The organism is Amycolatopsis sp. NPDC102522, from assembly GCF_055584485.1.
The window spans coordinates 85,359-111,264 of sequence record NZ_JBVJLY010000020.1; the positions used below are offsets into that span (position 1 = coordinate 85,359).

The following is a 25,906-nucleotide window of genomic DNA, read 5'->3' on the forward strand; positions in this document are numbered from 1 at the left end:
CATACCGGGACACGAAATATCGCCACCGGCACATCGTTGACCTGGGAGGACGACCAAGGTCACGGAAGGGATCGGCGATGAGCACAAGCCTGGACACGTTCACGCAGGACTGGCAGGGCTGGAAGACCCAGCGCGAGCGCGATCTCGCCGCCCCGCTCGGCTGGCTCGCGCTGGTCTCGCTCGACTGGCTCGAGGACAAGCCCCGCGCGTACGAGGGCCTGCCCGGCCTGTGGTGGCAGGACGCCGACGCGGCTTACCTCGACCCACAGGGCGCGGACCTCTCGTACGACGGCGAGCGGGTGACCGGCGTCCGTCGCTTCGAGCTGGTCAACAGCGGTGCGACCACCAGGGTCGTCGCCGGGGACGTCGAGGTCGAGGTGGCGCGCCGCGGTGGGTACCTGATCCGCACGCACGACCCGAAAGCCCCGGTGCTGAACGCTTTCCGCGGTGTCCCGGCGTACGAGCCCGACGCGGCCTGGGTGCTGTCCGGCACCTTCGAGGCCTTCGACGAGCCACGGCCGACAACGGTCGGCGCGGTCGTCGAAGGCCTCAGTCACGTCTACGTCTCCCCGGGCATCGTGCGCTTCGAACATGACGGCGAGGAGCACACGCTCACCGCGTTCAACGGCAAGACGGACGGCCTGCTCATCCTGTTCACCGACGCCACGAGCGGCGTCACCACCTACGCGGCGAACCGGTCGCTCGCGGTGCCCCCGCCCGCCGAAGACGGGTCCGTCGTCCTCGATTTCACCCGCGCGACGAATCTGCCGTGCGCGTTCACCGATTTCGCCACCTGCCCGCTGCCTCCGGCGGGTAACGACCTGCCGTTCGCCGTGGAAGCGGGGGAGAAGCTGCCCTACGAACGGGAGGACTGAACCGTCGAGAGCGCCGTCATAGCCTCCTGTTCGCGCTGAGCCAGCTCGGACAGGACGGCGGACGCGTCGGCCAGCGGCCGGGCGTCGCCGGTTTCCCCCGCCTGTGTGACCAACCGTGCGACCTCAGTCCACAGTGGAGTGATCTCGCGGTACTTCTCATACGCGGTGCGGAGACCGGCGTCGTCGACGAGCGTCGTGCATTCTTCGAGGAAGTCGCGGTAGATCCGGCGGAAGAGCGCGCCGCCGGTCCCAGCCCGTTCCATCAGGACGGCGGCCTGCGGGAGGTCGCGGGCCGGATCGCTGCTGCGGTCCAGCCATTTCCGCACCTGGACGGAGGCCTTGCCGATCCCGCGATATCCGAGGTTGGCGATGGGCGGGTTGAGGAACTCCGCCGCGTTGGCCCGCACAGCCGTGCGGATGGCGTCGGCGAGCGGAACCGGAGGCGAGTCCGCGCCGATCGTGAACGAGCGGTTCTTCGCCGTCATCGGTCCCTTCTCAGCACGAGCGCGTTCCAGGCTCACCAGCGACGTCGACACGGAACCACCCTGCTGCACGGTGTCGACGAGGAAGGCACTCTCTTCGTCATAGCCGTACAAGGCCGCGAAGTGCCCTCCGAAGTGGACTTTCGAGGTGAAGTACTCGAGGTGGTACGAGTCGAGTTGCAGGCCGACAGGGATACCGGCGTCGACCTGCTCGGCCACGTTCCGCCACGCCGTGCGCGGCGACGTCGTTTCCTTGACCCGCAAGGTGAGTCCGAGACGATCGGTCAGCTTCCGCGTGATCTCGGCGGGTTTCGAGCGTCCGCCGAGGAACGGGAACGGCAGGTTCTTCCCGTCCCAGTAGATGAAGCCCAGGCCTTCGCCGAGCCCGAACAGCATCGGCTCGGAAAGCTCGACCCCGGCGTGCCGCAGGAGGACGTCGAGAGTGCTGGTCTCGCAGTGCTCTCCGCCCTCGGTTTCGATGCCGTCGAGGATCACGCGGTCACCGGCCAGGCGATCTCGGTGCGGTAGGCCTCGGGCGCAACTGACGGGCCGGGCGCCACCAGGTACAACTCCTCGGCGGGGCCGGTCGGGACGCGGTCGCGTTCGGCGATCCAGCGGCCCAGCGATCGGTACGCGGTCTCGACGTCCTCGTAGCCACCCTCGTGGATCGTCGCCGCGAGCAGACCACCGGGAAGCTCGGAAGAACCGATCTCGCCGTCGTCCCGCACCGGCCCGTCCACCGGGACGAACAGTTCGACGGTCAGCTCGTCGGGATCGTCGGTGCGATAACGGGTTCCAGGCGGCCCGGACGGCGTGACTCCTTGCGCGTCGAGCGCCGCGAACAGGCGCGCGTAGGCGGGACCGATCAGCTCGGCCAGGCCGCTCAGCGGGGTCTGGATCGTCAGACGGGCGATCGGCTGCGGCGTGCGCACGCGCTCGTAAACATGCAGCCAGCGCGTCGGCTCCGCGAGCACGGAGTCGAGCCCGCCGCTGATCGCCGCGAGTTCCGCGGCCCGCGCCGCCACCCGGTCGTGATGCCGTTTGATCGCGGCCTTCACCTCGTCCGGCGTCCCCGCGTCGAGGATCTCGGCGATCTCCGCCAGCGGGACTTCCAGTTCCCGCAACCGCCGGATCAGGCCCGCGCGGGCGAACTGCTCCAGCGAGTACCGGCGGTACCCGGTGCCGGAGTCGATCCTGGCGGGCACCAGCAGCCCGAGCCGGTCGTAGTTCCGCAGCGCCCGGACCGACAGCCTGGTGGCGTGCGCGAACACGCCGATCGGCATCAAGGTCGTCATGGGACCAGCCTGAACCCTCTCCCGGGGAGAGGGTCAAGCCGGTACCTCACCCCAGTGACAGCCGATCGAGATCCGGGGCGGACGCGTGGTCGTTGGACAGTTCGATCGTGTTCGCCCCCGCCTTCAGCTCGACCGGCAATGACGTCGTGAGCTGGGTGTTGTTGCCGGCACCGTCGACCTTCACCTCGACCGGAGTGCCGCCGTTGACCGTGACGAAGTACGAGCGCGGCCCGTTGACGGTGAAGTCGAGGTAGAGGGTGTAGCGCCTGGTCTCGGGCACGGTCACGTCGTCGAAGCGCACGGACGCGTCCGGGTCGCCGCCGATGTTGCGGACCTTCTGCCCGCCCGAGCACACCCCGCAGTTCGTGACGCCCGCGCTGCCGACGTCGTTCGCCGAGTCTTCGGCCTCCCGCATGAAGACCCGGTCCGCCGGCCGCGGGCTCACCCGGACCGGCTTGCTCACCGATTTCGCCCGGCCGAGCAGGTCGAACGACGCGGTGACGGGGATGTCGGCCGCGGTCACGCCTTCGGGGGAGACCAGCGTCCACGAGGCTTCGAGCTCGTTCCCGACGCGCATGGACGCGGCCGTGGCAGGAGCGCCTTGCAAGCTCCAGCCCGCCGGGACGACCGGCGTCATGCTGACCTCGCCGATCGTGTCATCGGCGTCGAGCCGCAGCTTCGCGGTCACCTTCAAGGACTGCTTCCCCGGCGAAAGCCATTGGACGCCACCGGGTTCGACGGTCAGGGTCGTCTTCGGCGTGTAGGACGACGGCGGCAGGGGAGCGAGCGCGATCCGGTCCAGGCCAGGCCCCGAAGTGGCGTTGCTGAACACCTTGACCGTGTTGGCGCCGGCGTTCAGCGCGACGGGGATCGCCGTCGACACCACGGTTCCCGGCGTGCCGGCGTCGATCGCGGTCTCGACGGGAGCACCGCCGTTGACACTCACCGCCACCGACGTCGCGGGCCCGCCCGTGGTGTCGAGCTGGAGCCGGTAGGTCCCGGCTTCCGCGACCGTCACCCCCGGATAGGTGACCGCGTTGCGCGGGCCGCCGCCGAGCCCGGTGACCTGGAACGATCCGGAGCAGGAGGAGCACCAGCCGAGGTGGGCGCGGCCGTCGTGGTCGTTGCGGAAGGCCTCGGCCTCAAGCGGGACCTGGGCACCGAAGATCGAACTCGGGTAGCCGGACGCGACCTTGACCTCGTCGATCGCCAATTGCCGGTAGAAGGGTTTCGCCTGCGGCCCTGACCAGGTGTTCAGCACCTCGAGCTTGACGAAGCGGGTCTGCCGTTCGCCGAAGTCGATGAACTGCACGCCGCGGGCGCTCGGCATCGCCCCGGTGCGGACAGGCTTGCCCCAGCTCCGGCCGTCGTCACTGACGTAGACGCGATAGTCCTGGATCCGGGACGAGTCCTCGGGCCTGCCGAACGATTCGCGCGCGTGCGTCGGTGACATCTCGCGCTGGTTCACCGCGAGGTAGGCCGCCGTCCGCCGCCTGCCCAGATCCAAGGTCAGTGAGACCGGCTCCTTGCCGTCCGCGTCCCAGTAGTTCTCGAAGTCGCCGTCGACGAGATTCGACGCCGGATGCCCCGCACGCGAGGACGAAGCGGTCGCCTTGATCGTGCGTGAGTCGAGGAAGTGCCGCTGCCCGGCGGTTTCCACCTTGAACACCGTGTCGTAGGTGTCCCAGTCCTTGATGTCCACAATGGTCAGATAGCCGGCGGACTGACTGAAGCTCAGCGGCTTCCCGGTGCGTACGTCGGACACCCCGGTCACCTTGTACCCGTTGTCGCGGAGACGGAGCAGGTCGGTGCTCGGGCGGGTGACCACATGGAGGTACTGCGTTCCCGCGCCGGGCTCGACGGTGATGACGCCGTGCGCGCCGTCGTTCCAGAAGCCGGGCTGCATCCCGCCGTACATGTACCCGCCGCCCTCCTTGCCCTGCAAGGAGGATTTGATCGGCGGTACCCAGCTCGCCATGAAGTTGTTGTACGCCTCCTGCTGCGGCGGGAACTTCCCGTTCACCATCGGGGTTTCGGCCATCAACGACTTCATCGACGAGCCCGCGTTGGTGATGTAGCGGCCGGTGGACAGCCGGAAGTCGACGGCTTGATCGGTGCCGTCGTACCACCAGCCGCCGTTGGTCGGCAGTTTGTAGTCGGCCTCGGTGAGCCGCGGCATCGGCGTGAACGCGGCCTGCGGATAGTCGTACGGCGGGGTGATGCCGGTCTTCTGCTCGTTGCTGACGGTGTCCATGATCGGCGTGTCCTCGTTGTTGTTGCTCAGCAACCAGGACGGGCGCTTCTCGCGGATCTGCTCGTAGAGCTTGTTCTTCTCCCAGTACTCGTTGTCGTTGTCGATCCAGAACCCGGCGAGGTCCGAGTAGCGGTCCATGACCTCGTGGAAGAGGTCGTAGCTGTACTCGCCGAAGCCGGGGCGGGTGGTCAGGTCGACCTGCTTGCCCTTGTAGGCGGAGTATGCGGCGGAATCCAGCGATTCGACGCCGGTTTCCTTGTGCCATTGGGGGTCGTCGGTCATGTAGAGGATCGTCCGGACGCCCTTGGCGTTGCCGGCCTTGACGAGTTCGCCGAGGAGGTCGCGCTGCGTGGCGCAGCTGCCGGGGATCGCCGACGGCCACGGCCGCGCATAGCCCAGCCTGCTGTGGAAGGTGGCGAGCACGATGTAGGAGGCGCCGAGCTTGCGGGCCTCGTCCACCCAGTAGTCGGCGCTCCAGCCGCCGTCGGTGACGGCGCGTTCCCAGGCGGCGCAGTCGGTCTGGCGTGGCGAGGTGAACATGCCCCAGTGGAGGAAGAGCCCCGCGGTGGCCTCGCGTAGCCACTTCTGGCGGGGATGGTGCACCTCCGCGCTCGCCGACGGCGTGGTGAGCAGTCCCGCCAGCAGGGCGAGGACCAGGGCGAGCCAGGCGGTGCGGTGCGCTCGAACTCTCATGACCATCCGCTCTCGATCCAGGGCGTGGTTGCCGAGAGATCCGATGATTGCGGCTGATATCTGATGGGTCAAGCCCCGTTGAGTGGGACACGGCTGTAGTCGTCGGAGGTATCGCGAGACGAAGCCCCCTCGCCTGCAGTGCGAGGGGGCTTGCCGGTCGTGACTCAGATGTTGAAGCCGGGGTGGGTCGCGAAGGCGTTGTCGATCACGAGATTCCCGCGCTGGCGGGCTCGTTCACGCAGCGCCGACGTCGTCCGGGCGCCCTGGGCGTAGAACCACCACAGGTAGAGCGCGCCGTACATCCAGGCGCCCTCGTAACCCCACGTGGAATCGGCGCCGCTCTTGCCGGCGCCGTAGATCGAACCCGCCGGGAAGTTCGCGTTGTGCGGCTTCCCGCCCTGGTGCCGTGATTCGTGGACCAGCGTCTCGGCGCGGCTGGGAACGTCGCTGGAGTACCAGAAACCCAGGTACAACTCGATCCGGTCGTCGGTGAACGGACCTTTGAACGACGTGGCGATGGCGGTGCCGTCACCGCAAAGCGAGCGGAGGTCGTCGCAGTTGTCGCGGACATAGCGGCGTGCCCAGTTCAGCATCGCCCCGGAGTAGGCGTCGTTCTGGTAGTCCTGCGCCGAATAGGTCAGGAGGTAGCACGCGTTGAACGTCCGGGCCAGCGGCTTGTCGGTGTTGCACGCGTCTTCCCAGCCGAAACCGTCGTCCCAGTAGTCCTTGTTGCCCGCGAATCCGTAGGTGTTCCAGAAATAGTCGATGTAGGTCTGGTTGCAGATCGAGGCGCCGTAGAAATTGTCCCCGGTCACGTTCTTGTCAGGCACGGTGTAGCTGCAAGTGGCCATCGGAGATCACCTGTCTGTAGAAGGAATTCGTTCGATTCAGGAGCGCGGGGGTTCGGGCGGCGGCACGTCGTCGGTCCGCGTTTCCTTCAGGTAGCGGCCGCCGACGGCCTGCGGGACACCGCGGACGTCGACCCGCCGGATGTTCAGCAGACGCTCGTCCTCGGTACCGCTGAGTTCCTCGCGCACCCGGGCGGTGAGTTCGGTGTCACCGGCCTCGGCGATGGCCTGGACCGCCGCGCGCCGCACCGTGAACACGTCGTGCCGGACCTGCCGAAGCAGCAGCTCTTTGGCCGCGCTGTCCCCGGCGGATGCCAGGCGTGCCAACGCTTCCACAGCGGTGGTGCGGATGATGACCTCTTCGCCGACGGTGCTGATCCCGTGTGCCGGGTCGTCGGAACGCTCCGGCGGGATCGGCCGGCGCAGCACGTTTTCGAGCGCCGGAACGGCGGCCGCGTGCCGCAGGTCGGTGAGCAGCTGGACCAGGCCCCAGCGCTCCAGGTACTGGTCCTCGGACAGGGCGTCGTACTGCGCGCCGAGCGCCGGGACGACGTCGTCCGCGCGCTCGCGGAGCCTGTCGAGGCTCCGCTGGTAATTGCGTTCGGCGTCCTCACCGGACGCGGCCATGGTTTCGGCGGCCTGGGTCACCAGTTCGCCGATTTCGCTGTTCGAGAAGCTTCCCAGACCCGAACTTCCGGGGCCCGCTTCGAGGTTGTCGCCACCCGGGCCCAAGGACGGGGTGTCGGGGTTGCGTGGGGTCGGCATGCGGTTCTCCTTCGCAGCGGCGATGATGCTGACGGAAGGAAAGAACGCGATACCGGGCGGCAGATACCTGGATTTCCGAAACTTCGCCCCTTGGGGCAGATCGTGATTTTCGGCGCGGGAATCCGAAAAGGATTTCGCTCACCGGAAACAGTGTGGTGGACGAAAAGCCTTCACGGATTCCCGCTCGTGATCAATGGCGGACGTCGATGACGACGCGGTTCGGCGAGGTCAGCGTGAACACGGTGACCGGTGTCCTGGACCGGACGCCGAGACCGATGGACAGGGTGCCTTCGTAGTCGCCGGTGACCGCGACCGCCATGACATTGCTCAGATTCCGGGTCCGGAACTTCTGCGGACCCGGATAGGTCGGATTACCGGCGTCGTCGTGCGCGGCCGCCGGAGTCGCGGCGACCGCGATGAAGTACTCCCCGGTCAGCCAGACGATCTCGCCCGAGCCGTCGGCGATCAACTCGTCGACGAGCTGGTATCGGACGGCGGGGGCGGGCCCCGCGGTCAGATCGAGCACGACCCGGTCGAATCCGGGGTTCTGGCCGGTGCGGATCCCCGTCATCGCGGGGATCGCCTGGGCCGCGCCGGAAGCCGGTGCGACAGCGGCGATGGCGCCGGTGAGCATGAGGGCGGTGGCGGCGAGTACGCCGAGGGTGCGTCGGAAGGTGGGGACCATGGCGATGACCTCCTGCCGGAGAGTTGGTTCCGTGAAGACGCCCGGGACGACGAGGAGGTTGTATTCTTCGCGCTATCGTTACTGATCGCCGAACAGTCGTCGAGCGATCTCGAAATCGGCGGGGAAATGGTTTCTCACCCGCTGCGCGAGCAAACGCATGTAGTGGAGATCGCTTTTCGCGGACGCGATGAGATGCGTGAATCGCTGAGCGACCGCAACGTCTTCTCTGAAGGTGTCGTGCTGCGAGCCGAAGACGCACTGCACGTCCGTGGTGCGGCCGCCCCAGCACAGTGCGCCGAGCAGATACTGTTCGACGACGAGGTTGTAGTCCTCGAGCGGCGCGATCCGTTGCCAGGCGGCTTGATTCTCGGCCGACTCCACCATGCGGATACCGAGATCGGCGTAGCGGCGGAGAAGGGAAACCGCCGTACCGCCGACGATTCCGGTGCACAGCGCGGTTTCTCCGGTGTACTCGCTGAATTCCTCGGGCAGGAACCCGCCGGTGCTCCGGATGGCCGCGGCGACGGCGGACGGACGGTAGTAGCCGGAATCGGACACCGGTGCGTGCTCCGGGTTCTGTGCGACGATCTCCCCGTCGAGCCCTGCCGCCGGGAATCCGGGCCAGAGGAACACGTCGTTGTCGATGTGCAGGAACGGTTCGCGCTGCTCGCGATACGCGTGCAGCTTCCCGAGCGCCCACCAGGACGGGTCCTGGCCGGTGAGGTCGTTCAACTTCAGCGATATGTCGCTGAAAGGCAGACGAAGCCTGTCGACGAGCAGTTCGTGGCCCCAGTCGTCGGTCACCAGTGCCGTGGTGGGGAAGAGGTGGGACGCGAGGCGGAACGAAAGGATCCAGGAAAGCGCGTGGAAGAAGTCGCTCGGCCAGTGCCTGCCGTGCTGGCGCTGGTACGGGGTGCTCCAAAAAGACCAGACCGCCCGGCGGATCGGCCGCGCGACCTTGTCGCCCGGACGGACTACTCGGACGCGCGGTGGACGCCAATCCGGTTCGACGATTTCGCCGTAACCGCGGTGTTCCGGGGTAGCGGGTGCGAGCAGATGGCCGCCGATGGCGACCGCGGGGAAGGAGCCATATCCGTAGTACGGCATCGCGGTGTGGTTTCGGGTCGTGGCGTGGGAACGTTACGGCGGGATCAGCGGCGGAATCCGCTGAGGTAGAGCACCGCGACCACTGTTGCCGTGCCGAGCGTCGTCACGACGAAGGATCCGGTGAGTAAATAGAGGCCGCCGACGCCGGCCAGCGAAGTCTTGATCAGCTTGACAATTCCCTCGTGTTCTCTGCCGGAGCCGTTTTTGGTCATTGTCGAACCCTCCGTGTGTGGTGTACTAGTACACCGTAGGGCGCGACGACCGGCGAAAACTCTCGCCGGTTCTGATCTTTCACGGTCAGGAGGAGTTTCTTGTCGTCGAGGGCGGGCTCTCCGATAGCCGGCCGTTGTCCTGCCGCGCCGCGAATTGTCGATCATTGCCGCGAATGGTGGAGGGCATCGTGACAATCCAGCTGGAGAGGGACCGTGTTTTCTGTTCTGTGGCCGTCGTCGAAGCCGCGCTGCGGTGGCTTGCGGTCCGCAAGGACGGAAAGCCGCTCAGGTTCTTGCGGTACGCGATCGAAGACCCGGCGAGCGAGTCGGCCGCCGTCCTCGGTTGCCTGGTCCGGCCGACGGAGTCGATGATCACGGCGTCCCCTGAGGTGCGGGCGCTCGCGGTCTGGGGTCTGATGCTCGATGAGATCGAGAAGATCGGCTCGACGAACGAGTCCCGGCGCCGCAACGTCTTGGCCGCCGCTTTCCGGTTGGGCCCGGCGGCGTGGAGGTCGACCCTCGATGACCGTTTCGGCCAGCTGAAACACCTGCCCGGGGTTTTCGGGGATCCGCCGCCGAGCACTACGACGCCCATGCACAAGGCCTGGCGACGCGCGGTGAGCGACAAGCTCGCCCCTTGCCTGGCAAGAAATCTGGAGGTTCTCGAGGGTGAAGCCTGGCGGGCTTATGTCGACATCGCCCGTGACTCGAACGCGTTCCCGGAACCACGGACGCCTCGCGGCCGCGTGCCGTCGGACGGAGCTCAGCCCGTGTTCGTGGAACGCTTGCTGGTGGCCGTGGAAATGCGGCGCAGAACGGCGTATCGCCGGCTGACCGTGCGGAACATCGTCGCTCGGGAGGACGGCGTCGATGGTTACATGGCGCGGGCTCTCACCGGAGAGGACGATGGCCTCGCGTCGATCCCGATCAAAGCGATCTTCGGTTGCCACGTCGAGACTTCGCTCGGGGCGCAGCCGGGAGATCCGCTGGTCGTGGAGTTGCGGTTCCCGAAACCGCTGCGAAAAGGCGAGCGTCACGAGTTCATCTCCCTCGCCTGCGATGACGATCTCGACGAGGAGCGAAAATGGATCAACGTCGACGTCGACCATCACGGAATCGCGCCGGGTGTGGTCGATGGTGATGGCAGGGTGACCGGCGGTCTGAGCATCAGCGTCACGTTCGACGAGTGCGTCCCCGATGCTTGCTGGTGGTACGCGGAACAGACCGAGTACGAACGCATGGTCCGGCCGCCCGCCGGTGATCGGCATCTGCTCGAAATCCGGCGAGGAGTCGTCGAGCACACGTTCCTCGAACCCTGTCATCCGCGAGAGGAGTACGGCATTGCTTTCCGTTGGCCGCTCGAAGCGGGGCCACATCGGAGCCCGACGTGGCCCGCCTCGGTCTCCGGCTAGTTGCCGGTGTTTCCGCCGCCCTTGCCGTCGTCGCCGCCGCGCATCGTCATCGAGAACCTCCTTGGATCAATGGATGTGAACGCGGCAAAACTACATACAGTGACCGTAACGTAAAGTAGCGGGTCGTGTCTTTACGTGATCCGGGATCCGCTACTGTGGCGACGTTTCCCCTCTGGACCTCGGCCGCCTGGACCCCGCGGCCCTGCCCGGGCGCTACTCGATATCCCAGAACACCTCACGGGTCTTCCACTGGGAGCCGGTGACGCTCCCGACGACGCGGCCCCGGTCGTTGATGAAGAGGGCCTTACTCTCCTTGTCGCCGGGCATGCCGGCGAGCCGCCTGCGTTCGCCGTTCCGGAACCAGACGGTCGCCCGGCCCTGGATGCTGCCGACCACGGTGCCTTTCGCGTCGACCCCTTCGACGGCGGCGCTCAGCTGGTCGTCCGGCAGGACGGTGAGGGTGCCGTCGGGGGCCCACAGCAACAGCCAACGGTCGGCCGGGGGATAGCGATTGTTGCTCCCGATCACATAGCCGGTGCTGCTGACGGCGTTGATCCAGAGCAGCTGGTTTTCCCTCCATTCCAGACGGCGCATCGTGCCGTCGCGATCCCAGGTCACCGGCGTGTCGCGGGCGCCGAGGTTCTCGCTGATAAAACCCGCGGAGACACCGTGCCCGTTTGTCCGGTCCGGCGAGCTCGCCAGGTAGTCCGGCGCCAGCCGGGTCATCGGCCGGCCGTCCACCCAGCGGACGGCATGATTGACCCTGTCGTGACCGGCGGCCACGCCCGTGATGATGCGGCCGTCATCGGAGATGTCCTTGGCCCAGGTCCAGTCGCCGCCGGGCAGCGTGCCCAGGTCCGTGACCGTGCCGTCCGGGTCCCAGCGGAAGCTGCCCATCCAGTAACCCGACGTGATCCAAGTGCCGACGACGACACCGTTGTCGCTGATCGCCCTCGGGGCGGCACCGTAATAGCCGGGCGGTAGCTGCATCGTTGTCACCCTGCCCTCGGCGTCCCAGCGGGCAGTCGCGGAACCGGTCGGAGCTGCCGCGATGCCCGTGGAAACCCCGTATCGGTTGAGGTGGCTCACGATCCCTTGGCCGTCGCCCTGTGTCGGCAGCGCGGTGATCCTGCCGTCGGCGTCCCAGCGCACCGGGTGACTGACCCGCGGATCGCGGCCCTTGGACGACAACCCCACCATCACACCGGCGTCGTTGACCGCGCTGACCGAGCTGTAGTCGTCGCCGGGCAACGGATCGAGCGCCACCGGCCCGACCGTGTCCGCCTGCGCGGTCCCGGTCAACGTGCCGGTGGACATGACGAGAGCCGCCAACAGCGACAACCCCGGTCTTCGGCGGCCGTGCACACGATTTCTCAACATGATTTCTCCCTGAGTCGGATGTGGTCATCCAGGTCCGAAGAACGGTAACGCAACCGCTTCGTGAGTTGCGCTCACGTGGCGATGGTCCACACGAAAAGACGACGCACTTTCCTTGCTGTCCAAGGCTTTGTGGTTCAGGTGAGCACGTTGTGAGGAGGAAAAAAGCACCTGGAACAAGGGAGAGCTGGTGAATGTGAAGGATGTCGCCGGAAAAGGTGAGGATAGGTCGGCGGTACGCGAACTTCGAGAAATATCGGTGCGTCACGGCAACAAATCAGGCGGTGCGACTCAGTGAGCCACACGTGGCTACGCTTGTGGCATGAAGGCGATCGGTCAGCGCGAGGACGCCGTCGAGCCAGGCGAGGAGCTCGTCCGACGGCATCGAGGGTTGCCCAAGGTCGAGGCCGCTCGGATGCGGCGGGAAACCGATGAGTTCTTCGGCACTGAGGACCGTGTGGACTCTGACGACACCGGGTAGTCACAGCGATGCCGTGTGAAGGCCCCATTCGGGACGTTCATCGTCTCAATGGGGTCTTCAGGACCGTCCGGGGCAGGCACGCTCGGGATGAACGCTGTTTCCAGCTCACCAGCCGCGTTCGCGCCATTCCGCGAGGTGTCCCCGCTGCTCGCCCAGCGTCGAGTCGTCCCCATGACCGGGGTAGAACCAGGTCTCGTCCGGCAACTCGCCGAAGATCCGCGACTCGACATCGTCCAGCAGCGACGTGAAGTCCTCCGGCGAACCCGTCTTCCCGACGCCACCCGGGAACAGCGAGTCGCCGGTGAACAGGTGCGGGTGCCCGGCCGGGTCGCGGTACAGCAGCGCGATGGAGCCTGGAGTGTGACCACGCAAGTGGATCACATCGAGGACGACCTGCCCGACCTTGACCGTGTCGCCGTGCTCGACGAGGAAGTCCGGCGGGATCGGCAGTGGCTCGGCGTCCAGCGGGTGGGCGGCGGTGTTCGAGCCGTTCGCGCCGGCGACGGCGCCGAGGGCCTGCCAGTGGTCCTGGTGCTGGTGGGTGGTCACGACGGTCCTCAGCGCGGGACGGTCGGGGCCGTGGCCGACGAGGTCGGAGATCCGTTCCGGATCGTTCGCGGCGTCGATCAGCAGCGCTTCGTTCTCGGCGCGGCAGACGAGCAGGTACGCGTTGTTGTCCATCGGGCCGACCGACAGCTTCGTGATGGTGAGCGCGTCCAGGGTACGACGGGCGGCGTCGCCGCCGGGGTCGACATGCCCGGTGTAGGTCTCGACGATGTTCACAGCGCACACGGTAGTCGTTCGCCTGCAATCGGTTCCACCCGCACAGGTGCCACACAGGGGCAGGACGTAGGCTCGCGTCGCCCTGCCAGCCGAGCCACAGGACCCCCGTGCCCGACGCCTCACCGCGCACTCCGCGCAAGATCAGCTGGGACGTCCTTCGCGTGGTCGCCGTCTTCGCGGTCATGCTCGGGCATGTCACCCATCAGGGGGCGCTTCTGCACCCGGAACTGGTGGGGTACCCCTTTCGGGTCACCGCTCAGTTCGGTGCGGCCATCCTTTTGGTGATTTCCGCTTTCTTCGTGTGCGCGAGCCTTCGAAAGGGTGAACCTCGAAGGTGGCTGTGGAACCGGGTCGCGCGGCTGGTGCCCGCGTACCTGGTGGCCGTCGCCGTCACCTACGTCATCGCCCGGTACGCGACGATCCGGTTCAGCGGCCTGCCGTTCCCGCCCGGCCTCTCCGGCTTCCTGTTCGGCGTTCCGCAGGGGCCGCCGTCGGATCCGTCGCCGTGGTACATCCCGACCGGCGCCGATCTGCTCGCCAACCTGGGCATGGTCCAGGAATGGGGCTGGCGGTACGAACTCTTCTACTACCTCGACGGTGCCTACTGGACGTTGCCGGTCCAGCTCATCGCGTTCACCGCCGCGGCCTTGCTGTGGCCGCGGCGCTGGCGGACCCATCGGCTCACCGTCGGGCTGCTCTGGGCACTGATCCTGGTCCCGATCTTCCTCCGGTTCGTCGTGTTCGACCCGGCTTCCACACCGAAGCTCGTGGAGACCTTCTACTACGGCCTCGGCCTGCACCGCGTCCATGTCTTCGCCATCGGGATCGCGATCTGGCTGTGGGCGAAACGGCGGCTGGCGCATTGGCACGTCGCGCTCTTCGTGCTCGCCGCCTGCGCAGCCCAGGACCTGCAGGTCTTCCCGTTCCACCAGGCCCTGCCCAACGATCCCGAGCGCTGGCCGTCGGTCATCGGCTTCGCGATCATGCTGCTGCTGGTGTGCCTGGCCGCACGTGGGCCGGACTGGCGGTTCCCCGGTCTCTCCAGGATCGCCCCGGCTGTCACCTGGCTCGCGGGCATCTCGTATGGTCTTTATCTGGTGCACCAGGAACTCGGTTACATCCTGGCCCGTGCCCTGCTGAACCTCGGCGTCCCCGGCTGGCTGCGGCTGCCTCTCGTGCTTGCCGCCGCCGTACTCGGGGGCTGGGCGATCACAGCGGGCGTGGAACGGCCGGTCCACCGGTGGCTCACCGCTCGCCGGGATCGACGCAAAAAGCCTGGAAAACCGCAGGTCAAGGACTCGGAACCAGTTTCTGTCGGTGGTGCCTCGTAGCATGGAAGCGGCCGCCCGTGCAGCTATCGACCGGGCCGGCGACCGCAGCAGAGAATGAAACCTGAAGGGACCCTGGCGTGGCTGATCGCCTCGTTGTTCGCGGCGCCCGCGAGCACAACCTCCGCGGAGTGGATCTCGACCTGCCCCGCGACAGCCTGATCGTGTTCACCGGTCTGTCCGGGTCCGGAAAGTCGAGCCTCGCCTTCGACACCATCTTCGCCGAGGGGCAGCGTCGTTACGTCGAGTCGCTGTCGGCGTACGCGCGCCAGTTCCTCGGCCAGATGGACAAGCCGGACGTCGACTTCATCGAGGGCCTCTCGCCCGCGGTGTCGATCGACCAGAAGTCCACCTCGCGCAACCCGCGCTCGACCGTCGGCACCATCACCGAGGTCTACGACTACCTGCGTCTGCTCTACGCCCGCGCCGGCAAGGCGCACTGCCCGAAATGCGGCGAGGCGATCAGCAAGCAGACCCCGCAGCAGATCGTCGACCAGGTGCTCGCCATGGAGGAGGGCACTCGCTTCCAGGTGCTCGCGCCGGTCGTGCGCGGGCGCAAGGGGGAGTACCTCGACCTCTTCGAGAACCTGCAGCAGCAGGGCTACGCGCGTGTCGTGGTCGACGGGACGATCCATCCGCTCACCGAGCCGCCGAAGCTGAAGAAGCAGGAAAAGCACCAGATCGCCGTCATCATCGACAGGCTCTCGGTGAAGACGAGCTCACGGCAGCGGCTCACCGACTCGGTCGAGACGGCGCTCCGGCTGGCCGACGGCCTGATCGAGCTGGAGTTCGTCGACCTGCCGGAGAACGACCCGCATCGCGTGCGGGGCTTCTCCGAGAACCTGGCCTGCCCCAACGGCCACCCGCTGGCGATCGAAGACCTCGAGCCGCGCTCGTTCTCCTTCAACGCGCCCTACGGCGCCTGCCCCGAGTGCTCCGGTATCGGCGTCCGCAAAGAGGTCGACCCGGAACTCGTCGTCCCGGACGACGAGATGTCCCTCGCCCAGGGCGCCATCGCGCCGTGGGCGGGCGGTCAGAGCGCGGACTACTTCATCCGCCTGCTCGAATCGCTGTCGGAGACCGTCGGCTTCCGGATGGACACCCCATGGCGCAAGCTGACGGCGAAGGTCCAGAAGGCCGTCCTGCACGGCGTCGACGACCAGGTCCACGTCCGCTACAAGAACCGCTACGGCCGTCAGCGTTCGTACTACGCGGCCTTCGAGGGTGTCATCCCGTTCCTCGAGCGGCGCCAGGAGCAGACAGAGTCCGAGTTCATGCGCGAGCGGTACGAGGGCTACATGCGCGAGGTGCCGTGCCCGGCCTGTCAGGGCACGCGTCTCAAGCCGGAGATCCTCGCGGTCACGCTGGAGCACAAGACGCAGGGTGACCGCTCGATCGCCGAGGTCTGCGCCCTTTCGATCGCGGAGGCGTCGCAGTTCCTCGACGAGCTGGAGCTCGGCAAGCGTGAGCAGGTCATCGCCGGCGCGGTGCTCAAGGAGATCCAGGCGCGGCTGCGCTTCCTCCTCGACGTCGGGCTCAACTACCTCTCGCTCGACCGCGCCTCCGGGACGCTGTCCGGCGGCGAGGCGCAGCGCATCCGGCTCGCCACGCAGATCGGGTCCGGTCTGGTCGGCGTGCTGTACGTGCTGGACGAGCCGTCGATCGGGCTGCACCAGCGGGACAACCACCGGCTGATCGAGACGCTGGTCCGGCTGCGCGACCTCGGCAACACACTGATCGTCGTCGAGCACGACGAGGACACCATCCGCTCCAGCGACTGGGTGGTCGACATCGGCCCCGGCGCGGGTGAGCACGGCGGCCACATCGTCCACAGTGGACCGTACAAGAAGATCCTGAAGAACAAGGAATCCATCACCGGCGCGTACCTTTCGGGCCGCAGCAAGATCGAGGTCCCGGCGATCCGGCGCCCGATCGACAAGAAGCGGCAGCTGACCGTCGTCGGCGCGCGTGAGCACAACCTGCGCGGGCTCGACGTGTCGTTCCCGCTCGGCTGCCTCGTGTCGGTCACCGGGGTCTCGGGTTCCGGGAAGTCCACGCTGGTCAATGACATCCTCGCGACCGTGCTGGCGAACAAGCTCAACGGCGCGCGTCAGGTCCCGGGCCGCCACACCCGCGTGAACGGGCTGGCCGCTGTCGACAAGCTGGTCCGCGTCGACCAGTCGCCGATCGGCCGCACCCCGCGGTCCAACCCGGCGACGTACACCGGCGTCTGGGACCACGTCCGCAAGCTGTTCGCCGCGACCACCGAGGCGAAGGTGCGCGGCTACCAGCAGGGCCGGTTCTCCTTCAACGTCAAGGGCGGCCGGTGCGAGGCCTGCGCCGGCGACGGCACGATCAAGATCGAGATGAACTTCCTGCCGGACGTCTACGTCCCCTGCGAGGTGTGCAAGGGCGACCGGTACAACCGCGAGACCCTCGAAGTGCACTACAAGGGCAAGACCGTCTCCGACGTGCTGAACATGCCGATCGAGGAGGCGGCCGAGTTCTTCGAGCCGATCAAGGCGATCCACCGGCACCTGGCCACCCTGGTCGACGTCGGCCTCGGCTACGTCCGGCTCGGTCAGCCCGCGCCGACGCTGTCGGGTGGCGAGGCGCAGCGCGTCAAGCTCGCCAGCGAACTGCAGAAGCGGTCCACCGGCAAGACGGTCTACATCCTCGACGAGCCGACCACCGGTCTGCACTTCGAGGACATCAGCAAGCTGATCGGCGTGATCAACGGCTTGGTGGACAAGGGCAACACGGTGATCGTCATCGAGCACAACCTCGACGTCATCAAGACCTCGGACTGGATCATCGACATGGGTCCCGAGGGTGGTTCCGGCGGTGGCACCGTGATCGCGGAGGGCACGCCGGAGTACGTCGCCGCGGTGGAAGAGAGCTACACCGGCGAGTTCTTGAAGACCGTTCTCGTGTAGCGACTCGTGAGTGGTAAGGACGGTTCTAACCGTCCTTACCACTCACGAGGTCCAGCACCGGTGACGCGGGCCCGTAGTAGAAGGCGCGCAGCCGGTACGAGGCGCCCGCTTCGCCCGGCATCGAGGCGAGCCCGGCCGACGTCGTCCCCGGATCCGAGACCTCGATCGGCACGAACCCGTCCGCGCCGGGTTTCTTGATCTCCACGAGGAATCCGTCCTCGTCGCTGGAGCGGTCGGCCCAGCTGAACCGCACCATCTCCTCCGGCGCGGGCTCGGCACGGAACGCGGCCGGAGCGGCTGCCTGGCCGCTCGTGCGCAGTGAGACCGGCGGCCCGGCCGAGCCGCCGACGGCGGGCCCGGAAACCGTGACAGCGTCCGACACGGCACCGTAGAAAGGCCGGATCCGGTAGTAGAACCGCGTTTCCGGCATCAGATCCGGATGCCGGTAGGCCGTCTGCCGGGGCGGCACGAACTGCAGGATCGTGTACGCCCCCTGCGGATCGGTCGTGTACTCGACGATCCTGCCCGCGACGTCCGGATCGTCGTCGGGCCAGCTCAGGTCGACGTTCACCGGATCCGTCAGCGTCGCGCTGAATCCGGGTTCTTCCGCGCATCCGGCCGCGAAGGCCACCGCCAGCAGGACGACCGCGAGTTTCTTGCGCACGCCTCCACCCTTCCGGGAATCGGGCGGCGGCGGAATCCGGAGGCGTCAGCATACGAGCGCGTCCGGTGATCGACAAGACCCGGTTGAACCGCATCGCCGCGCCGTCCGTGTGGGAGCCAAGAGGAGGCGGCCATGGAGAACCGAGGAGAGGCCGGTGCCGATGCACAGTTCGATCGCGGCGCGTGCCGAACGATCCACTCTGCCCCTGCGGGTTGCAGTACTGTCCTCGCCGACCCAGAAGACCGTCGGGAGGACACGAGTGGCGATCGGAGGCTGGCGGCCCAAAAAGGCCAAAGGCGAGGACTTGGTCCGGCACTTGTACGCCGAACACGGGCGAAGCCTGCTGGCGTACGCGACGAGGCTGACCGGGGACCGCGCGGCCGCGGAGGACGTCGTACAGGAGACCTTGGTCCGGGCGTGGAAACACGCCGAAGACCTGGAGAACGACGCGAAAGGATCGGTGCGGGGCTGGCTGCTCACGGTCGCCAGGAACATCATCACCGACCGCGCGCGGGCCAGGGCGGCGAGGCCGCCCGAAGTGCCGGAGCCCGAAGAGGGCGCGCCGACTCCGGCAGTGGAAAAGGACCATGCGCAGAGCGTCGTGGATTCCATGGCCGTGCTCGGGGCGATGGACGGTCTTTCCACGGAACATCGTGAGGTCCTGGTGGAGATCTACTACCGGGGCCGGACGGTGGCCGAAGCGGCGCAATCCCTGGGCGTGGCCCCGGGTACCGTTAAGTCGAGATCTTATTACGCGTTACGGGCGCTGAGAGCCGTGATGTCGGGAACCGGGAAGGAGGTAGCGCGATGAGTGCGGTGGGACACGACCAAGGCCAGCTCGCCGCCTACGTCCTCGGCGGGCTCACCCCGGCGGAAGCGGCCACGTTCGAGACACATCTGGCGAGCTGCCCCGCGTGCCGTCGCGAGGTGCGCGAGCTGTCGGAGCTGCGGTACCACCTCGACGAGGTTCCGCCCGAGGCGTTCCTCGAAGGACCTCCCGACGGGGGAGACCTGCTTCTGCAGCGCACGCTGCGTCAGGTTCGCGAAGAAGAAGGCACTCAGGAACGCAAGCCCCGTCGGCTTCTCGCCGTCGCCGGCGCGGCCGTCCTGGCCGTCGTGGCGCTGGGCGCGGGCGTGCTGGTCGGACGGCAGACGTCGCCCGAACCGTCGACGGTGGCCTTGCCGGTGCCGACGGCGACAGCCGCGGTCCCCGGCACCCGCGATATCGCGGCGACGAACCGGGACACGGGCGCGCAGCTGGCGGTCCGGGTCGTTCCGGCGGTGGGCTGGATCCGGCTCCACGCGAAGGCGGAAGGCGTCCGTGAGGGCGAGAAGTGCCAGCTCGTCGTGGTGACCAAGAGCGGTGAGCGGGTCAACGCGGGCAGCTGGCTGGTTTCGGCGAAGGGCGAACGCGAGGGCACCGGGATCGACGGCTCGGCACTGGTCGCCCCCGGCGACGTGGCCTCGGTCGACGTCGTGACCATGGACGGCCGGAACCTGGTGTCGGCGCAGGTATGACGGGCTCGCTCACGGGTCGTGGAGGCGGTCGATACCGCTTCCACGACACGTGGGTGCTCCCCGCCTCGCCCAAGGCTGTCTTCGACGCCGTCGTCGACCTGGCCGCGTATCCGCTGTGGTGGCGCGACGTCCGTTCGGTCAGTCAGGTCGACGAGGACACCGCCGAACTCGTCTGCCGGGCCAGGCTGCCGTACGCGCTGACAGTGCGGATGCACCGCGACCGGCAGGACGAGCACGAAGGCCGGGTGCGGGTCCTGCTCAGCGGTGATCTCGAAGGGATGCTGGCGGGCACCCTGACCCCGGTGGGCGGCGGCACCAGACTGGAGATCACGCAGGAGGTCGAGGCGCGGAAACCGTTGCTGCGCAAGCTCGATCGCATCGCCAGGCCGGTCTTCCGGATCAACCACGCGCTCATGATGCGACGGGGGCAACACGGATTGCGGGGGTATCTGGGGGCTTCGGCGGGCTAGGCTCCGCTCATGCGTGTCGCCACCGTGCAGCCGTTCACCGTCCCCGCGGACCTCTCCGCGAACATCGCCGAACACGTGAGGCTCCTCCGGAGCGTGGACGCCGACCTCTGCGTCTTCCCCGAACTTTCCCTGACCGGCTTGGAGTTCGAGGCGCTCGCCGCCGATCCCGGGCTCTGGCTGGCGCAGGACGACCAGCGCCTCGAACCGCTCCGGGAGGCTTGCCGGACCGGCGGTGTGCACGCCGTCATCGGGCTTCCGCTCGTGGAGGACGGCCGCAGGTACATCGGTTCGCTCGTCCTCGGTCCCGACGGGGAAACCGTTGCCACCTACGCGAAACGCAATCTGCACAACAGTGAGGAAGAGCTCTTCGCACCGGGCACACGCCAGGTGATCATCGAGGTCGGGGGCAGGCGGCTCGGTCTCGCGATCTGTCTCGACGCCGCGAATCCGGACCACTCCAGGGAACTCGCCGAAGCGGGCGCCGAGGTCTACGTCCTCAGCGCGCTTTTCAGTGACGGCCAAGAACAGCGGCTGCTCGACCAGGTCGGCGTCGCGGCCGGGCACGGGATGTGGGTGGTGCTCTCCCAGTATTCCGGCAAGACCGGCGGGATGGCCGCGTTCGGCGGGAGCGGGGTCTGGAAACCCGGAGGCGCCGCCGAAGTACGCCTCGGCGGCGAAGTCTCCGAATGGGCCTACGCGACGATCACCTCCTGAGCCTTCCGGCCATTCTTTCCCCAGGTGACGCCTTGGTGCATCACTTGTAACAGCGCCCATCTTGTGTGACTCTGTTCCCTGCCGGAAGGAGGCACTTCCATGTCCCAGGGGAACACCGATGTGACCGCGCGGGCCAGCGTGGTCGACCCGGAAAAACTCGAGGCGTGCACCGTGCTCGAGGTGATCAACCGGATCAGCGGCAAGTGGGCGATCGGCATCCTGCTGGAGGCCACGCGCGGTCCCGTGCGGTTCACCGAACTTGAGCGGTCGGTGACGGGAATCAGCAGGCGGATGCTCACCCTGACCCTGCGGAACCTCGAACGCGACGGCCTGCTCGTCCGCACCGTGTACCCGACGGTGCCGCCGAAGGTGGAGTACGAGGCCACGGAGATGGCGAAGGAGTTGTACGCGTCGCTGAGCGGTTTGCTGAGCTGGGCCGAGCGCCACCGCGACTCGATCGCCGCTTCTCGCGTCGTTTACGACGACAAAGTCAGCGCCTGACGGCTGTCGCGTGCACGGCTCGCTGGACGTGCGAGCACAGCAGGTCGAAGTACATCTTCTGGAACGGCAGGTCCGTACTGTTCTTCGCGGACCAGCTCTCCCAGAGGCCGCCAGGTCGCAGATAGCGCGACGTGTAGGCCGTCCTGAGGTCGGCGTCGACGTGGTGCAGGGCCGCGAGCGCCCACGCCTGGTCGTAGCGCAGGTCCGGCCGCGCGAGGTAGCGGTCCAGATAGGACACGAGGATCTCGGCGTCGGCGAGGGTGCCGAACCGGGCCAGTGCGAAGCAGTAGCCCTGCCCGGCGAAGACCATTCCGCTCTCCAGGAGGAGTTCCCGGAGGCGTCCGCGCCACGCCGTGCGGCGGCCGGTGCCGATCAGCCAGGCGGCGGTGATCCGTTCCCGCCACCCGTGGTCGAGAAGGAACTCCAAGTCCTCGTCGGTGATCCGCGACGCGTCCTCGGCCAGGTCCCGCAGGAAGGTCTCGCCTTCGGGGCCGCTCATCATCCCGGCGAAGTTGCCGTGCAGGAGCTTCGAATACCGCGCGGGCACGTAGTGGTCGATGGCGTCCGGCATGCCTTGGAGTTTTCCAGAAAAGAAGAACCGCGGTGCGAGGACGGGGGACCCTCGCACCGCGGTTCCGGTTTCTCGCCGGGCGCTACGCGTGCGCCACGGTCTTCTCCCTGTCGCCGTCAGGTTCCGGGGAGGTGTCGGAGTGGTCGTCGATCAGCGTGGCTTCGTCGAACGGGGTCTGACCGCTGAAGACCCGGTTCGCCTGTTCACGGTCGAACTCCTTGGTCCACGTGCCGACCAGGACGGTCGCGACGGCGTTGCCCGCGAAGTTCGTCAGCGCGCGGGCCTCGGACATGAACCGGTCGATGCCGAGGATGAAGCCGACGCCGTCGACCAGTTCCGGCCGGTGCGACTGGAGGCCGCCGGCGAGGGTGGCGATGCCGGCGCCGCTCACGCCCGCCGCGCCCTTCGACGCGATGATCATGAACAGCAGCAAGGAGATCTGCTCGCCGACGCCCAGCGGCTGGTCCTGCGCGCTGGCGATGAACAGCGTCGCCATCGTCAGGTAGATGGCCGTGCCGTCGAGGTTGAACGAGTACCCGGTGGGCACGGTGATGCCGACGACGGGCTTGGAAACCCCGAGGTGCTCCATCTTCGCGATCAGGCGCGGCAGGGCCGATTCGGACGACGAGGTCGAGAGGATCAGCAGGAATTCGCGGCCGAGGTAGCGGAGCAGCGTGAAGATGTTGACCCGCGCGCCGAGCCACAGGACCGTGCCGAGCACACCGAAGACGAACACCAGGCAGGTCAAGTAGAAGCCGATCATGATGACGGCGAGGCTGCGCAGCGCGCCCCAGCCGGTTTCGCCGACCACCGCGGCGATCGCGCCGAACGCACCCACCGGCGCGGCCCACATGATCATGGCGAGGATCCGGAACACCAGTCGCTGGATGTGCTCGATGCCGCGGCGGATCGGCTCGCCCTTGGTGCCCAGCTTCTGCACGGCGAAGCCGGCGAGCAGCGCGACCAGCAGCGTCTGCAGCACCTGGCCTTCGGTGAACGCGGAACCGAAGCTGGTCGGGATGATGCCGAGCAGGAAGTCGACGGTGCCCTCGGCGCCCTCGGCCTGCGTGTGCGCCTTCGCGGCGGCGGCCGGGTCGAGGTGCAGACCCTGACCCGGGTGCAGGAGGTTGCCGACGACGAGGCCGATCGCGAGCGCGAAGGTCGACATCATCAGGAAGTAGCCGAGCGACAGCAACCCGACCTTGCCGACCTTCGCGGCCTTCGCCACCGATCCGATGCCGAGCACGATGGTGCAGAAGATGATGGGGGAGATCATCATCTTGATCAGGTTGACGAAGCCCGTGCCGAGCGGCTTGAGCTCCTTGGCCAGACCCGGCGCGGCGAACCCGACGATGACGCCGAGGACGACCGCCGCGATCACGGCCAGGTACAGGTAGTGCATCTTGTCGCGGCGTCGGGGCGCCGCTTCCGGCGTTGTAGGCACCTTTGCCTCCAGCTCAGGGGGTGTCCGTGGGATTGCCGGTCACTATCACCCGGGCAGGTGAGCTGGGTCACGGTTGTGTTCATTGAGTTCGCGCGAGTGGTTTCCGGGGAATTCCGGCCAGGCGCGCTGAGCGGCCCCCACACCGGTGTGCTGGTATGAGCGGGTGCCCTCGACGACGCGGATCCGGACCAGGCGCGGCAGTCTTGCCCGCCAGCTGCTGATTCTCCAGCTCGTGGTGCTTTTCGTGCTCGTCGCGGCGGGCGTGACCTTCGCCTATCTCGATTCCGTCCGGGCCACCGGAGACCGGGCGAGGGACCGGGTGACCGCTGTCGCCGAAGCGGTGGCGGACGCGCCCGGCGTACTCGCCGCACTGTCCACATCGGAGCCCAGCCGGGCACTGCAGCCGTTCGCGCAGAGTGTCCGCGCGGACACGGAAGTGGATTTCGTGACCATCATGGACACGAACGGGATCCGCTACACCCACCCGAATCCGGAGCTGATCGGGCAGCCGTTCATCGGGAACATCGGCGAGGCGCAGCGCGGCGGCAAGGTCGTCGAGACCTACGCCGGTTCGCTCGGCCCGTCCGAACGCGTCGTGGTCCCGGTCCACGGCGCCGCGGGACAGGTCGTCGCGCTGGTTTCGGTCGGCATCACCGTCGAGGCGATCGACGCCGAACTACGCGAACGGCTGTGGCCGCTGATCGGGGTCGCCGTGGCGGTGCTGGTGGTCGGCGGGATCGGCAGCTATCTGGTCAGCGCCCGGCTCCGGCGGCAGACCAGGGGGATCGCGCCCGGGGAACTGAGCAACCTGTTCGAGTACCACGAAGCCGTCCTGCATTCCATGCGCGAGGGACTGCTGCTCGTCGGCGGCGACGGGCGGGTGGTGCTGTGCAACGACGGTGCCAGGGCGCTCTTGGGTGTCGCCGCCGATCCGGTCGGCCGGGAACTGTCCGCATTGGACATGCCCGAAGATCTCGTCGAGGCGTTCACGTCAGGGGAGGAGCGCACCGACGAACTCCACCTCACCGAAGCCAGGGTGCTCGTCGTCAGCACGGCGCCCGTGCGCTCGCGAGGGGAGGCGATGGGCACTGTCGTGATCCTGCGCGATCACACGGAACTCCAGGCGCTCACCGGCGAACTGACCACGGTGCGCGGACTGGCCGAGGCGCTGCGGTCGCAGGCGCACGAGGCGGCGAACCGGCTCCACACCGTCGTTTCGCTGGTCGAGATCGGCCGCCCCGAACAGGCCGTCGAGTTCGCGACCGAAGAACTCGCGCTGGCGCAGGAACTCACCGACAGGGTGGTCGGCGCGGTCGCCGAACCGGTGCTCGCGGCGTTGCTGCTGGGCAAGGCCGCGGAGGCGAGCGAACGCGGCGTCGAGTTCACGATCACGCCCGACACCGTCATGGAGGACTCGGACACCGGCGTCCCGCCGCGGGACCTGGTGACCATCCTCGGCAACCTGATCGACAACGGGATCGACGCGGCGGCGGGGAACGCCGGCGACGGCGGACGGCCAGGGGTCGAGGTCACGGTGCGGTCCGACGCCGAGGAGTTGGTGCTGCGGGTCGCCGACACCGGCCCGGGCGTGGACGACGTCGAGGACGTCTTCCGGCGCGGCTGGTCGACCAAACCGGAGGACGGGCACGGGCTCGGTTTGGCGCTGGTGGGTCAGGCGGTGAGACGGCACAGTGGGACCATCGACGTCGGCCGTGACGAGGGCGCGGTGTTCACTGTGCGCCTGCCGCTCAAGACGCCGCAAACACCCCTGTCGCCGAAGGAGCCGACACGATGATCAAGGTGCTGGTCGTCGAGGACGAACCCGTGGCCGCCGACGCTCATCGGGTGTACGTCGAGAGAATGCCCGGTTTCACCGTGTCCGGTGTCGTCCACTCCGGCGCCGACGCGCTGCGGTTCTGCGAACGCGAACCGGTCGACCTGGTGCTGCTGGACTTCTACCTCCCGGACACGCATGGTCTCGCGGTCTGCCGGTCGCTGCGCGCGGCCGGTCTCCCGATCGACGTCATCGCGGTGACCTCGGCGCGTGATCTGGCGCTGGTCAAGGCCGCCGTGTCGGTCGGCGTGGTGCAGTACCTGCTGAAACCGTTCACTTTCGCTTCCCTACGGGAGAAATTGGAACGCTACGCCGAGTTCCACGGAACTTCGGGCGAGGTCAGCGGGCAGGCCGAGATCGACAGGGCGCTCGGCACGCTGCGCACCACCGAGCGGCAGGCCCTGCCGAAGGGGATGAGCGGGCAGACCCTGGAAGCGATCACCGAAGTCCTCGCCTCGGCCGCGGACGGCCTGTCCGCTGGGGCGGCCGCGACCGCGATCGGCGCCTCCCGCGTCACCGCGCGGCGCTACCTCGAATACCTCGCCGACAACGGCCTCGCCCAGCGTGAACCCCGCTACGGCCAGGTCGGCCGCCCCGAGGTCTGGTACAGGCCGAAGACCGTATAACGGTTTATATGTAGCCCTGATCGGGTTGGAT

25 protein-coding genes are annotated in these 25,906 nt (G+C 67.7%); 12 read left to right on the plus strand and 13 right to left on the minus strand.

The annotated features are described in order from the left end of the window. Positions 1-77 precede the first annotated feature (77 nt). Positions 78-875, plus strand: a complete 798-nt coding sequence (locus ACZ6YV_RS33685; protein WP_465513458.1) for a DUF1684 domain-containing protein — start codon at positions 78-80, stop codon at positions 873-875. Here the strand turns inward: ACZ6YV_RS33685 and ACZ6YV_RS33690 are convergent. The 8 genes from ACZ6YV_RS33690 to ACZ6YV_RS33725 all read right to left on the minus strand — a co-directional run bounded on the left by ACZ6YV_RS33690 (position 857) and on the right by ACZ6YV_RS33725 (position 9,216). Further along, the gene (locus ACZ6YV_RS33690; protein WP_465513459.1) at positions 857-1,852 is read right to left on the minus strand and encodes a BtrH N-terminal domain-containing protein; all 996 of its coding nucleotides are present in this window, start codon (positions 1,850-1,852) and stop codon (positions 857-859) included. The genes ACZ6YV_RS33685 and ACZ6YV_RS33690 overlap by 19 nt on opposite strands. Beyond that, positions 1,849-2,652: a MerR family transcriptional regulator gene (locus ACZ6YV_RS33695; RefSeq protein WP_465513460.1), complete on the minus strand. Its 804-nt coding sequence runs from the start codon at positions 2,650-2,652 to the stop codon at positions 1,849-1,851. The genes ACZ6YV_RS33690 and ACZ6YV_RS33695 overlap by 4 nt, the downstream gene beginning before the upstream one ends. Positions 2,653-2,698: 46 nt before the next feature. Then, complete coding sequence (locus tag ACZ6YV_RS33700; RefSeq protein ID WP_465513461.1) at positions 2,699-5,605, minus strand: alpha-L-fucosidase; 2,907 nt, start codon at positions 5,603-5,605, stop codon at positions 2,699-2,701. A 158-nt stretch (positions 5,606-5,763) separates the two neighbouring features. Beyond that, on the minus strand, positions 5,764-6,450 hold the full coding sequence (locus tag ACZ6YV_RS33705) for a hypothetical protein (protein WP_465513462.1): 687 nt from the start codon (positions 6,448-6,450) through the stop codon (positions 5,764-5,766). A gap of 36 nt (positions 6,451-6,486) precedes the next feature. Further along, on the minus strand, positions 6,487-7,212 hold the full coding sequence (locus tag ACZ6YV_RS33710) for a HEAT repeat domain-containing protein (protein ID WP_465513463.1): 726 nt from the start codon (positions 7,210-7,212) through the stop codon (positions 6,487-6,489). 190 nt (positions 7,213-7,402) lie between these two features. Continuing rightward, positions 7,403-7,897, minus strand: a complete 495-nt coding sequence (locus tag ACZ6YV_RS33715; protein WP_465513464.1) for an AMIN-like domain-containing (lipo)protein — start codon at positions 7,895-7,897, stop codon at positions 7,403-7,405. A 78-nt stretch (positions 7,898-7,975) separates the two neighbouring features. Beyond that, positions 7,976-9,004 (minus strand): DUF6734 family protein, encoded by a 1,029-nt coding sequence (locus tag ACZ6YV_RS33720; RefSeq protein WP_465513465.1) that lies wholly within the window; start codon positions 9,002-9,004, stop codon positions 7,976-7,978. 44 nt (positions 9,005-9,048) lie between these two features. Next, entirely contained in the window at positions 9,049-9,216 is a 168-nt protein-coding gene (locus tag ACZ6YV_RS33725) for a hypothetical protein (RefSeq protein ID WP_465513466.1), read from the minus strand. A 173-nt stretch (positions 9,217-9,389) separates the two neighbouring features. On the opposite strand from ACZ6YV_RS33725, the gene ACZ6YV_RS33730 reads away from it, so the two are divergent. Then, positions 9,390-10,628, plus strand: a complete 1,239-nt coding sequence (locus ACZ6YV_RS33730) for a hypothetical protein (RefSeq protein ID WP_465513467.1) — start codon at positions 9,390-9,392, stop codon at positions 10,626-10,628. 213 nt (positions 10,629-10,841) lie between these two features. On the opposite strand, the gene ACZ6YV_RS33735 is transcribed toward ACZ6YV_RS33730, so the two are convergent. Further along, positions 10,842-12,008: an HAF repeat-containing protein gene (locus ACZ6YV_RS33735; protein WP_465513468.1), complete on the minus strand. Its 1,167-nt coding sequence runs from the start codon at positions 12,006-12,008 to the stop codon at positions 10,842-10,844. 319 nt (positions 12,009-12,327) lie between these two features. Between ACZ6YV_RS33735 and ACZ6YV_RS33740 the strand changes: the two genes are divergently transcribed. Next, positions 12,328-12,486 (plus strand): hypothetical protein, encoded by a 159-nt coding sequence (locus ACZ6YV_RS33740; RefSeq protein ID WP_465513469.1) that lies wholly within the window; start codon positions 12,328-12,330, stop codon positions 12,484-12,486. A 105-nt stretch (positions 12,487-12,591) separates the two neighbouring features. Here the strand turns inward: ACZ6YV_RS33740 and ACZ6YV_RS33745 are convergent, their stop codons facing one another. Then, the gene (locus ACZ6YV_RS33745) at positions 12,592-13,269 is read right to left on the minus strand and encodes an MBL fold metallo-hydrolase (protein WP_465513470.1); all 678 of its coding nucleotides are present in this window, start codon (positions 13,267-13,269) and stop codon (positions 12,592-12,594) included. Between the two features lie 107 nt (positions 13,270-13,376). On the opposite strand from ACZ6YV_RS33745, the gene ACZ6YV_RS33750 reads away from it, so the two are divergent. Further along, positions 13,377-14,600: an acyltransferase family protein gene (locus ACZ6YV_RS33750; protein ID WP_465513471.1), complete on the plus strand. Its 1,224-nt coding sequence runs from the start codon at positions 13,377-13,379 to the stop codon at positions 14,598-14,600. A 77-nt stretch (positions 14,601-14,677) separates the two neighbouring features. Then, a complete protein-coding gene (gene uvrA / locus ACZ6YV_RS33755) occupies positions 14,678-17,533 on the plus strand; it encodes an excinuclease ABC subunit UvrA (RefSeq protein WP_465513472.1) in 2,856 nt (951 codons plus the stop codon). Between the two features lie 25 nt (positions 17,534-17,558). On the opposite strand, the gene ACZ6YV_RS33760 is transcribed toward uvrA, so the two are convergent. Next, on the minus strand, positions 17,559-18,197 hold the full coding sequence (locus ACZ6YV_RS33760) for a fibronectin type III domain-containing protein (RefSeq protein WP_465513473.1): 639 nt from the start codon (positions 18,195-18,197) through the stop codon (positions 17,559-17,561). A 259-nt stretch (positions 18,198-18,456) separates the two neighbouring features. Between ACZ6YV_RS33760 and ACZ6YV_RS33765 the strand changes: the two genes are divergently transcribed. The 5 genes from ACZ6YV_RS33765 (at position 18,457) to ACZ6YV_RS33785 (ending at position 21,400) form a co-directional block, all read left to right on the plus strand. After that, positions 18,457-19,008 carry a sigma-70 family RNA polymerase sigma factor gene (locus ACZ6YV_RS33765; RefSeq protein ID WP_378247434.1) on the plus strand — a complete coding sequence of 184 codons (552 nt, stop codon included), beginning with the start codon at positions 18,457-18,459 and terminating at the stop codon, positions 19,006-19,008. Further along, on the plus strand, positions 19,005-19,715 hold the full coding sequence (locus tag ACZ6YV_RS33770) for an anti-sigma factor family protein (protein WP_465513474.1): 711 nt from the start codon (positions 19,005-19,007) through the stop codon (positions 19,713-19,715). The genes ACZ6YV_RS33765 and ACZ6YV_RS33770 overlap by 4 nt, the downstream gene beginning before the upstream one ends. Then, positions 19,712-20,185 carry an SRPBCC family protein gene (locus tag ACZ6YV_RS33775; RefSeq protein ID WP_465513475.1) on the plus strand — a complete coding sequence of 158 codons (474 nt, stop codon included), beginning with the start codon at positions 19,712-19,714 and terminating at the stop codon, positions 20,183-20,185. The genes ACZ6YV_RS33770 and ACZ6YV_RS33775 overlap by 4 nt, the downstream gene beginning before the upstream one ends. A 9-nt stretch (positions 20,186-20,194) precedes the next feature. Then, on the plus strand, positions 20,195-20,899 hold the full coding sequence (locus ACZ6YV_RS33780) for a carbon-nitrogen hydrolase family protein (protein WP_465513476.1): 705 nt from the start codon (positions 20,195-20,197) through the stop codon (positions 20,897-20,899). Positions 20,900-20,998: 99 nt separating this feature from the next. After that, entirely contained in the window at positions 20,999-21,400 is a 402-nt protein-coding gene (locus tag ACZ6YV_RS33785; protein ID WP_465513477.1) for a winged helix-turn-helix transcriptional regulator, read from the plus strand. On the opposite strand, the gene ACZ6YV_RS33790 is transcribed toward ACZ6YV_RS33785, so the two are convergent. Together ACZ6YV_RS33790 and ACZ6YV_RS33795 are read right to left on the minus strand one after the other, a co-directional pair. Continuing rightward, entirely contained in the window at positions 21,390-21,971 is a 582-nt protein-coding gene (locus ACZ6YV_RS33790) for a DUF6000 family protein (protein ID WP_465513478.1), read from the minus strand. The two genes, ACZ6YV_RS33785 and ACZ6YV_RS33790, sit on opposite strands and share 11 nt — an antisense overlap. Positions 21,972-22,053: 82 nt before the next feature. Next, positions 22,054-23,373, minus strand: a complete 1,320-nt coding sequence (locus ACZ6YV_RS33795) for a cation:dicarboxylate symporter family transporter (protein WP_465513521.1) — start codon at positions 23,371-23,373, stop codon at positions 22,054-22,056. 205 nt (positions 23,374-23,578) lie between these two features. Between ACZ6YV_RS33795 and ACZ6YV_RS33800 the strand changes: the two genes are divergently transcribed. Both ACZ6YV_RS33800 and ACZ6YV_RS33805 read left to right on the plus strand, forming a co-directional pair. Continuing rightward, positions 23,579-25,210, plus strand: coding sequence for an ATP-binding protein (locus ACZ6YV_RS33800; protein WP_465513479.1), 1,632 nt, complete (start codon positions 23,579-23,581; stop codon positions 25,208-25,210). Beyond that, positions 25,207-25,875, plus strand: a complete 669-nt coding sequence (locus ACZ6YV_RS33805; protein ID WP_465513480.1) for a response regulator — start codon at positions 25,207-25,209, stop codon at positions 25,873-25,875. Before ACZ6YV_RS33800 ends, ACZ6YV_RS33805 begins: the two co-directional genes overlap by 4 nt. The last annotated feature ends 31 nt before the right edge of the window (positions 25,876-25,906 follow it).